General features: G+C 33.5%; 11 protein-coding genes. All 11 read left to right on the top strand.

Translation table 11 applies throughout. From position 1 onward, the window contains the following. The first annotated feature begins 25 nt into the window (after nt 1-25). The 11 genes from MN187_RS06375 to MN187_RS06325 all read left to right on the top strand — a co-directional run bounded on the left by MN187_RS06375 (nt 26) and on the right by MN187_RS06325 (nt 13227). The gene (locus MN187_RS06375; RefSeq protein ID WP_117973000.1) at nt 26-421 is read left to right on the top strand and encodes an NUDIX hydrolase; all 396 of its coding nucleotides are present in this window, start codon (nt 26-28) and stop codon (nt 419-421) included. 60 nt (nt 422-481) lie between these two features. Next, complete coding sequence (gene nadE / locus MN187_RS06370; protein ID WP_241699150.1) at nt 482-1315, top strand: NAD(+) synthase; 834 nt, start codon at nt 482-484, stop codon at nt 1313-1315. Beyond that, the gene (locus MN187_RS06365; RefSeq protein ID WP_117972998.1) at nt 1303-3180 is read left to right on the top strand and encodes an LTA synthase family protein; all 1878 of its coding nucleotides are present in this window, start codon (nt 1303-1305) and stop codon (nt 3178-3180) included. Before nadE ends, MN187_RS06365 begins: the two co-directional genes overlap by 13 nt. A 242-nt stretch (nt 3181-3422) precedes the next feature. Beyond that, nucleotides 3423-6095 (top strand): cation-translocating P-type ATPase, encoded by a 2673-nt coding sequence (locus tag MN187_RS06360; protein ID WP_117972997.1) that lies wholly within the window; start codon nt 3423-3425, stop codon nt 6093-6095. 176 nt (nt 6096-6271) lie between these two features. Then, nucleotides 6272-6715 carry a hypothetical protein gene (locus MN187_RS06355; protein ID WP_117972996.1) on the top strand — a complete coding sequence of 148 codons (444 nt, stop codon included), beginning with the start codon at nt 6272-6274 and terminating at the stop codon, nt 6713-6715. 129 nt (nt 6716-6844) lie between these two features. Next, on the top strand, nt 6845-9181 hold the full coding sequence (locus tag MN187_RS06350; protein WP_242093634.1) for an HAD-IC family P-type ATPase: 2337 nt from the start codon (nt 6845-6847) through the stop codon (nt 9179-9181). Between the two features lie 95 nt (nt 9182-9276). Beyond that, nucleotides 9277-9738, top strand: a complete 462-nt coding sequence (locus MN187_RS06345) for a hypothetical protein (RefSeq protein ID WP_242093633.1) — start codon at nt 9277-9279, stop codon at nt 9736-9738. Between the two features lie 114 nt (nt 9739-9852). Then, entirely contained in the window at nt 9853-10383 is a 531-nt protein-coding gene (gene rimM / locus MN187_RS06340) for a ribosome maturation factor RimM (protein WP_117972993.1), read from the top strand. After that, nucleotides 10373-11113, top strand: a complete 741-nt coding sequence (gene trmD, locus MN187_RS06335; RefSeq protein ID WP_117972992.1) for a tRNA (guanosine(37)-N1)-methyltransferase TrmD — start codon at nt 10373-10375, stop codon at nt 11111-11113. The genes rimM and trmD overlap by 11 nt, the downstream gene beginning before the upstream one ends. A 118-nt stretch (nt 11114-11231) precedes the next feature. Next, nucleotides 11232-11579: a 50S ribosomal protein L19 gene (gene rplS / locus MN187_RS06330; protein WP_117972991.1), complete on the top strand. Its 348-nt coding sequence runs from the start codon at nt 11232-11234 to the stop codon at nt 11577-11579. A gap of 265 nt (nt 11580-11844) precedes the next feature. Next, nucleotides 11845-13227: a M24 family metallopeptidase gene (locus MN187_RS06325; RefSeq protein ID WP_117972990.1), complete on the top strand. Its 1383-nt coding sequence runs from the start codon at nt 11845-11847 to the stop codon at nt 13225-13227. Nucleotides 13228-13250 lie beyond the last annotated feature (23 nt).

Raw genomic sequence — 13250 nt, 5'->3', positions numbered from 1 at the left:
TTTTTTTATTGAAAGGATTGGTGAAATGAATTGTTCAACAAATAATCAACCGTTTAAAATAGTAATATGGATTGAACATAATGATCATTGTTTGGTTACCACTAATAAAGATGGTGATAAACATCTTCTTGAAGTCCAACCTGAATTTGCAGAAACAACACTTGAAGCAATTGAAAGATATGGTAAAGATATATTAGGTTTATCATTTGAAACAATTGAATATGTCGATATTATTGAGCAAACAACTCATCAACATGTTGAACGAACCGAAACAGTATTTTTATATCGTGCTGAGATAAGTGAACAGGAAGTATTACCCAAATTGACCCAAAGTCAAATTATATTTTGGTTACCTATCGAAAAATTAAGACAAAACGTTTCTAGTAATTTTTTATCAAAATTTACTAAAGTAAACAAATGATAGTATGTCATTTATTTTTTTTTATGGTAAAATAGGGGTTAAATGTAAGGAGAGATGGATATGACAGAGTTACAACAATTGATTATAAGGAATTTACAAGTTAAGCCATATATAAAAGCTAAGGAAGAAATTGCCATACGTGTCGCCTTTTTAAAAGACTACATGTTAGCGCACCCATTTTTAAAAACGTATGTTTTAGGTATTAGCGGCGGACAAGACTCTACTTTAGCAGGTAAACTAGCACAACTAGCAATCAGTGAATTACGTGAAGAAACTGGTGATACTGATTATAAATTTATTGCCGTTCGTTTGCCTTATGGCGTGCAAAAAGATGAAGATGACGCACAAAAGTCATTACATTTTATTCAACCAGATGAGTCATTAGTTATAAATATAAAATCTAGCGTGGATGCTTTAGTGAAAGAATTAAATGAAGGTTCAAATATCGTGGTGAGTGATTTTAATAAAGGAAATATTAAAGCTCGTCAAAGAATGGTATCGCAATATGCGGTGGCCGGTCAAAGAAGTGGCGCGGTAATTGGGACAGATCATGCCGCTGAAAATCTAACAGGTTTTTTTACCAAATTTGGTGATGGCGCAGCAGATATTTTACCTTTATTTGGATTAAACAAAAGACAAGGAAAAGCCTTGCTAAAAGAACTGGGTGCTGATAAATCATTGTATGAGAAAATTCCAACAGCTGATTTAGAAGAAAATAGACCAATGATAGCCGATGAAGATGCTTTAGGTGTGACTTATGAGGCAATTGATGATTACTTAGAAGGTAAAGAAGTTAGTGATAAAGATAGAGAAACAATTGAGAGATGGTATCAAAAGTCAGAACATAAACGTCATTTACCGATTACGTTAGGAGACACGTTTTGGGTAAAATAGAATCAAGGGTTCAAAGACGAGTAGAGCAAACCCAAAAAAAATCATGGCTAAGAAGGATTTTTACTAGTCCAATTACCAAAATCTTACTAACTTTAATCATTGTTTACTTAAGTAATTTCTATTTACAATTAAGTCAAAATACTTGGAGCTTCTCGCTTGCGTGGAAGTTTGCGTTGGAGTGGCATGTTGAGAAATTTTTACTAGGAACGCTTGTATTACTATTTTTAGATATGTTTCTTATTAGTCTGAGTGGGTCATTTTTAATGGGAAATATCATTTATATCACGAGTATTGGGTTACTTGGTATTGCTAACAGTCAGAAAATGGCATTGAGGATGGAACCTATCTACCCAGATGATTTAAAAATGATTTTTGAGTTTACGATGATGAAAGATATCATTGGAAATACGTATTTTATTTTAACGTTAGTGCTGATATTTTTAGCATTAGCAGGACTAGTCTACGCCTTATATCGCTCAATTCGTTTAAGTAAACGTCAACAAGTCATTCGTTTAGTATGTTTTGTTGTCTCAATCGCAGGGCTATTTTATGCCAGTTTATTTAACCAACCAAACAATCTATTACGAAAAGAGTACAATAAAACTGCGCTATGGATTCCATATAGTCAAAAAATGAACTACTATAATACAGGTTTTATGGGTGGCTTTTTATATAATTTAAAAGTTGAAGCCATGGATAAACCAAAAAATTATTCGAAAGAAACAATCGACAAAATCGTCAAAAAATATGATACAAAAGCAAAAGAGAATAACGCTAAAAAGAAAAACAAGGAAAAACCTAATGTGGTATTTATTATGTCTGAAAGTTTTTCTGATCCTGAAAAGTTAGATGGCATTAAATTAAATAAAAGTCCTATTACTGATTTTAGGAGTGTGGCACGACAGTCTGTTTATTCTGGCGAGATGTTGTCGCAAAACTATGGTGGTGGGACAGCAAATATCGAATTTGAAGCATTGACAGGAATTTCAATGGGATTACTTAACCCTCAAATGACGACACCATATACTATGATGTTACCTAAGAAAACGGAATTTCCATCGATTGTCTCGAGTTTAAAACAACAGGATTATCAAACAGTAGCTATCCATCCTTACAATACATCCATGTATAAACGCAAAGATGTTTACAATGTTCTTGGATTTAATCGGTTTTTAGATGAAAATACCATGACTCATAAGGAAAGGTTGTCAAATAATGGTTATATTTCAGATGCCTCAGCGTTTAGTGAAGTGCTAGATGTAATGGAGAAATCTGATAAAGCGTCTTTTGTCCATCTTGTGACAATGCAAACGCATATGCCATATAATAATAAATACACGGATTCACCTTATACATTAACGAACTTAGCATCTAGCGCCTCAATTGATAATTATGCGTTAGATATTTCATACACATCAAACGCATTGAAACAATTTATTGAGGACATTAATAAATTAGATAGACAGACAATTGTGGTTTTCTGGGGGGATCATTTACCGTCAATTTACCCAGACAATATTGTAGAAAAAAATAATCCATTTACAACACATTTAACAGAGTATTTAATTTATGATACTTTAAATAAAACGATTCATCACCAAGAAGTGATGAGCCCATTTTATTTTTCTAGCTTGATTACCGATTTTTCATCTGTTGAGCAGACAGGATTCAATGCCATGTTATTGGAGTTACAAAAAATTCTTCCGGCATTTGAAAAACAAATGTATTATGTAAATGGAAAATGGGAAAAAGAAGTATCTTTTACTAAAGAAGAAAGAGAGCTCTATGAGGACTATCAGTTAATGGTTTATGATTTGGTTTCTGGTGAAAAATATGGTCAACAAATGTTTAATGTCGAATCATAATCATGAATTTTTTAAGAAAATAGTGAATTAATTGTAAGTTAAAAATTTTCATGATATAATCAAGTGGAATTATTCATAAGGGAGTAACTGGCAGTTCTACATACTGCGGTAATGCCACCAATCGAAATCACGACGCATTTCTGGTGTTACCTTAAATAGTGAGACTTATGTATGTAGTTAAGCATACATAGGTCTTTTTTTATTTGACTTATGTATAGCGACAAATAAAAGGAGGAAAAGAGATGTCAGAGCAAAAAAAGAAGCAGTTGAACGATGCATTTTATGTTGAAGATGAGAAACAAGTGTTAGAAAAATTGCAATCAACTCCTAATGGGTTGAGTGCTACGGAGGTGGAAAAACGCCTTAAGGAGTATGGTCATAATCAATTGGATGAGGGAAAGAAAAAAAGTTTATTTAGTAAATTTTTAGACCAGTTCAAAGATTTTATGATTATTATTTTATTAGCAGCAGCTGTTCTTTCATTTTTCATGGGGGATCAAGTTGAAGCGGTTATGATTATTGTTGTAGTTTTCATCATGGCGATATTTGGTGTTTTCCAAGAGTCAAAAGCAGAAGAAGCAATTGAAGCATTGAAAGATATGTCCACACCAAATGCTAATGTACGTCGTGATAATACAACTAAAACAGTGAAAAGTACAGATTTAGTGCCTGGTGATATTGTGTTACTTGAAGCAGGTGATGTGATTCCAGCTGATATGCGTTTGATTGAAACAGCGTCGTTAAAAATTGAAGAAGCAGCCTTAACTGGTGAGTCTGTCCCCGTTGAAAAAGAAGCAGTTGTGTTAGAAAAAGAAGATATTGGTATTGGTGATCGAATCAATATGGCTTATATGAATAGTAATGTGACATATGGTCGTGGAGTTGGTGTGGTAACTGGTACAGGTATGAACACCGAAGTTGGTAAAATTGCTAACATGTTAGCTCAAGCTGACGAAACGAATACACCATTGAAAGAAAACCTAAATAAATTAGGTAAAGTATTATCAATTGCTATTATTTTTATCTGTATTGTGATGTTTGGTGTTGGGATGTTACGTGGTGGCCATGATTGGATGGAAATGTTATTAACATCTGTATCATTAGCCGTTGCTGCGATTCCAGAAGGATTACCAGCGATTGTAACGATTATTTTAGCTTTAGGAACACAAAAAATGGCTAAACGTAATGCGTTAGTTAGAAAATTACCAGCTGTTGAAACATTAGGTAGTACTGATATTATCTGTTCAGATAAAACTGGTACATTGACGTTAAACCAAATGACAGTTGAGGAAGTCTTTACAAATAATAAATCAATACGTGATTCAAAAGATATCCCCTTAGACAATACCACATTAAAAATCATGACATTTTGTAATGATACAAAAATTTCTGACGATGGCACATTAATTGGTGACCCAACAGAAACTGCTTTAATTAAATATGGTGAAGACCGTGGTTATGATATTGCATCAAAATTAAAAGACGAACCACGTTTAGCCGAAGTACCATTTGATTCTGATAGAAAATTAATGTCGACATTCCATAAATTACCTGACGGTCGTTTCTTTGTAGCTGTAAAGGGTGCGCCTGATGAATTATTGAAACGTTGTACAAACTATGACGTCAATGGCGACATTAAACCAATGGATAAATCAGAAGAAGATTTGATTTTAAAGACTAATAAACAATTAGCGACGCAGGCATTACGTGTACTTGCTATGGCTTATAAAATTGTAGATGAGATTCCAAGTGAATTAACAAGTGAAACTGTTGAGACAGATTTAATCTTCTCAGGTTTAGTCGGGATGATTGACCCAGAACGTAAAGAAGCAGCTGAAGCTGTACGTGTTGCCAAAGAAGCTGGTATTCGTCCAATTATGATTACTGGTGACCATAAAGACACTGCTGAAGCAATCGCTGTGCGTCTCGGTATTTTAAAAGAAGGTCAACATGATGCTGTTATTACTGGTGGCGAATTGAATAATATGTCAGATGAGCAACTAGCTAATTCTATTGAACAATATTCCGTTTACGCTAGAGTGTCACCTGAACATAAAGTACGTATTGTTAAAGCATGGCAAAAAGATGGAAAAGTAGTGGCGATGACTGGAGACGGAGTAAACGATGCACCAGCTCTTAAAACTGCTGATATTGGTATAGGTATGGGTATTACTGGTACGGAAGTATCTAAAGGTGCAAGTGATATGGTCTTAGCTGATGATAACTTCTCCACTATTATCGTTGCCGTTGAAGAAGGACGTAAAGTATTTTCAAACATTCAAAAAACAGTTCAATACTTACTTGCTGCAAACTTAGGGGAAGTTTTAACTTTATTTATTGCGACAATGCTCGGTTGGGATACATTATTACCAGTCCACTTATTATGGATAAACGTAGTAACTGATACATTCCCAGCGATTGCATTAGGATTGGAACCTGCTGAAAAAGGTATTATGAAACACAAACCACGTGGTCGAGATTCAGACTTCTTTTCAGGTGGTGTTATGAGTAGTATTATTTATCAGGGGATTTTAGAAGCAGGATTGACACTTGGTGTGTACATGTATGCCATTAATAACCCGGTTCACTCAAGTTATGATGCTATCCATGCAGATGCGTTAACGATGTCTTATGCTACACTGGGATTAATTCAATTAATCCATGCCTTTAACGTAAAATCTGTTCATGAATCAATCTTTAAAGTAGGAGCATTTAGAAATAAAATCTTCAATTACGCGATTTTACTTTCATTTGTTTTACTAGCATCTACAATTGTGATACCTGGATTTAATGATTTGTTTAAAGTGGCTCATTTAGATGGACATCAATGGTTAGCTGTATTTATTGGATCATTTGCTATTCTACCAATTGTAGAATGTGTCAAATGGGTTCAAAGAAAAACAATTTATAAATAGGACATTAAAACTATCCAATCTCTTTTGGATAGTTTTTTGTTTTTATTGACAAACTAAAGGTATCTATATAATATTGAATTAATGTGTTGCAATGTCTAGTAGAGTTATTGTAACTGATCCTTTAACATTTATTTAAAAAAGGTAAAATAAATAAGAATGGTTGAAAGAGGGGAATTATGTTGAAGAAACCAAATATAGGGCAATATTTACAAGTAATTAATGCCATTGTGACTGAATCTGAAAAAGTGGGAGAAAAAATGAATCCGTCATATGAAATTATTCGTACGGCAATTGATGAGGGAAATTTATCAGATTTGACGGTTGAACAATTAACAGATATTAAGAGCCGTTTTTCTGAAGGCACAGAAGAATATAGGGTAATGGAAAACACTTTGAGCCACCTAAAAGCACCTGTTAGAGTTTTAGGAATTCATAAAAAATTGGAAAAAGCATTTAAAGAATATGTTGAAGGCTGTCAAGAAATGATTGATTCGATTGATGCTGAAAATGCTAGAGTTGATAGTGAAGTATTTGATGTGTCAGAGCTTAAACAAGATGCAGCAACTGATGGTATTTCATTCTGTATTCAACGTATTACTCAAATTATTTTGAATAAGTAGTTAAAAAGAGATGAGAGATCGTCTCTTTTTTAACTATATCTAAATAGTGAAAAATTTAGTGTCTCAAGCAGACAGTTTTTTTAATAAATGGTATTCTTATTGTATAACAAGTGTTAGGAGTGGGATGATATGTCAAAAAGAAAATCCTATCCAGGACTGACAGATGAAGAAGTGTTAAATAGAATAGCTAGAGGAGAAGTAAATCAAGCAATCCCTAAGACAACACGTTCATTTAAACAGATTCTATTTGAGAATAGTTTTACATTATTTAATTTTATTAATTTAGTCATAGCTGGTTTTATTATCTATACTGGAAGTTATAAAAATTTACTGTTTTTGGGTGTGATTGTATCCAATACTTTAGTTGGCGTTTATCAAGAAATCAAAGCGAAAAATAATATTGATCGGTTAAGCTTACTTAGTGAATCAAAAGTAATGGTAATAAGAAATCATCAAATATTTGATATTCCACAAAATGAGGTTGTCAAAGATGATTTAATCATAGTTAAACGTGGACAGCAAATTGTTGTAGATGGAACTATTTTAGATACTGAAGGAATGGAATGTGATGAGTCTCAATTAACTGGTGAATCTGATCCTATCATAAAAACTATTGGGTCTTCTGTTTATTCAGGAAGTTATATTGTCAGTGGTAGTGGGGTGATGCAAGCAACGCACGTTGGAGAAGATAGTTATAACTACAAACTTAGTATGGAAGCCAAGCAAACTAAAGGCATTTATAGTGAATTAATTCTGTTGATGAATCGTCTAATCCGTTTGCTTACCATGGTAATCATACCAATCGGTGCTATTTTAATGATAACCAGTTTAACAAGTGGAACTCAGTTGAATGAAGCGATTTTAGGCAGTACAGCAGCCATTATGGGGATGATTCCAGAAGGCCTTATTTTATTAACAACTGTTGCACTAGCTGTTGGTGTTATCAAATTAAGTCGTAGGCAAGTGTTGGTACAAACAATGGGTGCTATAGAAACATTGGCTAGAGTAGACGTTCTTTGTTTAGATAAAACAGGAACGTTAACAAGCGGACAACTAAAAGTTGTAGAATATGATACAGTGGACACAACTCATTTGACAGATGAAACCTTTTCTATTTTAGTTGGTTCAATGATTAAAGGGTTGAATGAAGATAATGCGACTGGACTAGCTTTAATGAACTATTTTAATCAAAGCGACGAAAATTTACTTAAGCCGGTCAAACAGATACCTTTCTCTTCAGCGAGAAAATGGAGTGCTATTACATTTCAAGAAAACGGTACGTATTTTATGGGAGCCCCTGAGTATTTATTTGAAGACTTTTCTGAAGATCAAACTAAAAAAATGGGATTGGCTTTTGAAAAAGGATTACGAATTATTGCGGTGGCTAAAAGTAATGATATTGAGATATCCCAGGTATTACCAGATCAATTAGAATTATTAGGATTTATTTACCTTGAAGATGAAATTAGACCAGAAGCACCTCAGACGCTTGATTATTTTAAGCAGGAGAAAGTGGATATATGTATTATATCTGGAGACCATCCAGAAACGGTCTCACAGATAGCTAAACGATCTGGCGTATCGCATGATGAAGAATCAATTGATATGAGTAAAGTACCAGATGAGAAAATTCCGGAAATTGTGAAGACACACCGTATTTTTGGGCGAGTTTCACCAGAACAAAAGAAAAAGCTAGTCATAGCACTTCAGGAAGAAAATCATGTTGTCGGGATGACAGGAGACGGAGTGAATGATATTTTAGCGTTAAAACAAGCTGATTGTAGCATCGTTATGGCAAATGGGAGTGACGCTGCAAAGGGGATTGCTGATTTCGTTTTATTAGATTCTAATTTTGATTCCATGATAGATGTTGTATTAGAGGGAAGACAAGTTATTAACAATATTCAACGAGTGTCTTCTCTGTACTTGACTAAAACAGTTTATTCATTGTTTTTAGCAGCAATTTATATTTTTGTCAGTTCAGCATATCCTTTTCAACCTATTCAATTAAGTCCAATTAATGCTTTAACAGTGGGAATACCCTCTTTCTTTTTAGCACTTAGACCAAATACGCAGCCGATCAAGGGAACTTTTTTGAAAAATGTATTTGAACCACCACTAGCTAGTGGGTTAACAGTCGTCATTATGACTTTATTGATTGAGGTGTTAGGAAATATATTAGGGTGGTCTTATGAACAAAAATCAACCGTAACAGTCTTATTGACAGGATTTATTGGTTTCATTGTTCTTAGGGAAATAGCTAAGCCTTTGACGAAAAAGATTATAGAACTTTTAAGTGTTTTAATCGTATTGTTTTTATTCATTTTTACATTTTTTGATAACATTTTCTCACTGGTAAGCATATATAACAGTCAGTTAGCTTTTGTGTATTTACCATTAATGAGCGTGTCAGTACCGATTTTTTATCTTATTCGAAAAGTCATTCATAAGTTATTAAAAAAGTAAATTAACACAAATTTCACACTTTATTACTAAAAAAGATATATTTACTATGTAATATAAAATTGTGTTGTAGACATCAGTTTGTTATGGGGGGTAAAATGAAAAAAATAATCTTAAGTAGTATGTTGATTAGTAGTGTATTTGTTATCTCTGGTTGCTCATCTGGAGTGAATACTACAGCAAGTGCAGGACAAACTACTAAAAGAACTGGTGAAATTTCTTCATCAACTTCAGCTGTTAGGGAATCTAACCAAAAAAGCCGTCCCATCTTTGAAGGAAGGTTAACAATGGATCCGATTATTGAAAAAGATACGGTTATTTTATCATTTGAGTCGGTTGATATAGTATGTGACCCTGACGCTATTCATGATGTTCTTGATTCTAATGGCGTAGTGTTAAATGTGGATAAAAAACTATATGATAAAACTAAAAACAAAGATAAAGTGAGATATGGGGCAATAATCGAGTTCACTTTGACCCCAACACCAGCTCTAACTTTTTCAATACCACCACAAGTGCCTGGAGATTCGATTGAATCAATCAAAGTGTTAGATAAATAGAAATGATTAGAGAGCATTGGTTAGTTTTTTAGCCAATGCTTTTTAAAATGTTTCGCTTTGGCTTAAGCAAAATGTTACAATAATAAAATGAATATGTGAAATGAGGGAATAAAGGTGACAGAGTATTTAAATGTTGGAAAAATTGTTAATACACAAGGAATTAAAGGGGAAGTCAGAGTAATTTCTCAAACAGATTTTCCAGAAAAACGCTATAAAAAAGGGAATATATTGTACCTATTTCAAGATGGAAAAGACATGGTTGAGTTAATGATAAAATCTCACAGAAAACATAAAAATTTTGATATTGTTAGTTTTGAGGGTCATCCGAATATTAATGACGTTGAGAAGTATCGTAACGGCATTTTAAAAGTTAAAAAAGACGAAATCGGTCAATTAGAGGAAAATGCTTTTTATTATCATGAAATTATTGGGTGTGAAGTAGTAGATGAAACAGGAGAACTATTAGGAACCATAAAAGAAATATTATCTCCAGGAGCCAATGATGTGTGGGTAGTCAAACATAAAGAACATGGGAAAAAGGATATCTTGTTACCCTATATTGAATCAGTTATTTTAAATGTAAATGTGGATGCGAAGAAAGTGACTGTTGATATTCCAGAAGGGTTGATTGACGATGAGAATTGATGTTTTAACTCTTTTTCCAAAAATGTTTGAAGGTCCGCTAACTGAATCTATTTTAGGAAAAGCCATCACTAAAGAGTTGCTGGATGTTCATGTAAGAAACTTTAGAGAGTTTTCGACAAATAAACACCAACAAGTAGATGATTACCCGTATGGTGGGGGAGCAGGAATGTTGTTGAAAGTTCAACCTATCCATGATGCACTTACTTTCATTGAAGAAGACGCAAAAACTAAACCTCGTGTGATTTTACTTGATCCAGCAGGCAAACGATTTAATCAAGAGATGGCGGAAGAATTTTCTAAAGAGGAACACTTGGTTTTTATTTGTGGTCATTATGAAGGCTATGATGAAAGAATTCGTTCTTTAGTAACCGATGAAGTGTCACTTGGTGATTATGTGTTAACAGGTGGAGAGCTTGGCGCAATGGTGATGATTGATGCAACAGTGAGGTTATTACCAGAAGTTTTGGGTAATGATCAGTCAGCCAAAACCGATTCTCATTCAACAGGTCTTTTGGAGCATCCACAATACACACGTCCGGCTAATTATGAAGGAATGGAAGTTCCTCACGTATTAACCAATGGAAATCATAAATTAATTGAAGAATGGCAGTTAAAAGAATCGCTTAGAAGAACCTACTTAAGACGACCTGATATGTTAGAATCGATTGAGTTAACAAAAGAGATGGAAAGATTACTAGAAGAAGTGAAAAAGGAAGAAAAAAGTATTTAGCCTCTTTACTGAAAAGAGTAATTATGCTATTATTATTTAGTGAGTCAAATGGCTCATCTATCACAACATTCCGCTGTGTAAGACTCATATGAATGTTTAGAATAAGGAGAATGTGGACATGAATCCATTAATAGAAGAAATTACAAAAGAACAATTGCGCTCTGATATCCCAGCTTTTAGACCTGGTGACACTGTACGTGTACATGCTAAAGTTGTTGAGGGTACTCGTGAACGTATCCAGTTATTTGAAGGTGTTGTAATCAAACGCCGTGGAGCTGGAATTAGCGAAACTTACACTGTACGTAAAATTTCTAATGGTGTTGGTGTGGAACGTACTTTCCCAATTCATACACCACGTGTTGCTCAAATCGAAGTAATTCGTTATGGTAAAGTTCGTCGTGCGAAACTTTATTACATCCGTTCATTACATGGTAAAGCAGCAAGAATTAAAGAAATTCGTCGTTAATGAGTCATTATTAACTAAAAAAGAACTCTATGAATATAGGGTTCTTTTTTTGTTTGAATTCAAGTAGAGATATGAAAGTAAGTTTATCAATTAATAAACCTAATAGTAGCTCAATGAGCATTGGTTGTAACGTTTAAAATCAAGATATTGTCATAAATAAATCGCTAAATTTTGTTAATCTATCATTATCCTATAATGTATAGTAGTCATTAACTTATGTTATGATATTGAATAGATAAATAAAAATAGGAGGTTTATTGTATTGATGAATATAGATTTAGATATAGTAGAGGAATTAGTAGTTGATAGAGAGCTTCAACCTGTACCGTTAACAGATGATACGATAGGAGAACGCTTGGATAAAGTAATTAAAAGAATGTCAGATAAAAACTTAGATGCTATTGTTGTTTATTGTGACTTGGAACATGGTGGAAATTTTGAATATTTGACAGGATTTGTGACACGTTTTGAAGAAGGTATGTTAGTGTTACATAAAACAAAAGAGGCCTATTTAATACTAGGAAATGAAAACTTAAATAAAGTTTCTAAATCACGTATTAAAGCTAAGGGTATTCACATGCCTCATTTATCTTTAGCAAATCAACCAATGGATAATGACAATCCAATTACAAATTATTTTAAAGAAGCTGGATTGTCAAATAACATGCAAGTTGGTGTAGTAGGTTGGAAGTTATTCACTAGTCACTATTGTGATAATAACAAACTATTTGATTTACCTAACTTTTTAATACAAGGATTAAAAGAAGTAGTAGATGAAAAAAATCTATCCAATCAAACGGGATTATTTATTAGTAGTGACAATGGAGCAAGAGTTACAAATAACAGTAATGAGATTGCTCACTATGAATTTTGGGCTCAGCTATCTAGCCAAAGCATGTCAAAGGGTTTGCAAACATTTGATGTTGGTATCTCAGAAATGGAGATTGGGGACGTGATGCAAGAGCTTGGACAACCAAGAAGTGTGGTAACAATTGCTGCAACCGGTGAACGTTTTGAAAAAGCCAATATGTACCCAACTAATAAAAAAGTGACTTTGGGAGATCCAGTATCTATGACTGTAGGATATAAAGGCGGACTCACTTCTCGTGCAGGCTATGCTGTTTCGACCGCTAAACAGTTACCAACAGGAGTAGAAGATTATTTAGATGTCTTAGCAAAACCGTATTTCAATGCTATTGCCACATGGCTTGAAACAATAAAAATTGGTATGACTGGGCATGAGATGTACAGTATCATAGAAGACATTTTGCCACAAAAAACGTATGGATGGCATTTAAATCCTGGACATTTATTTGCTGATGAAGAATGGTTATCTTCACCAATCTATCCAACATCTGATATCGTATTAAAAAGTGGGATGATGTTTCAAACAGACATTATACCCTCGATGGCAGGTTATGCAGGAACAAGTTGTGAAAGTGGTATTGTTTTAGCAGATAGCACCTTACAACGCGATATAAAAAAACATTATGTTGATTTGTATGAAACATTTATGATTCGTAGAAAATTTATTGAAAATCAACTGAATATAAAATTAAGTGAAGATGTCTTACCTATGACAGATACTGTGGCCTATTATCGTCCTTTCTTTTTGGCTAAACATCACGCATTAAAACGAATTAAATAAAAAATCATGTTTTATTCCTATTA

This window comes from Vagococcus sp. CY52-2, assembly GCF_022655055.1.
Lineage (GTDB): Bacteria > Bacillota > Bacilli > Lactobacillales > Vagococcaceae > Vagococcus.
Note: the sequence above shows the minus strand (reverse complement) of the source record. Positions and strands in the feature narration are given on the sequence as shown.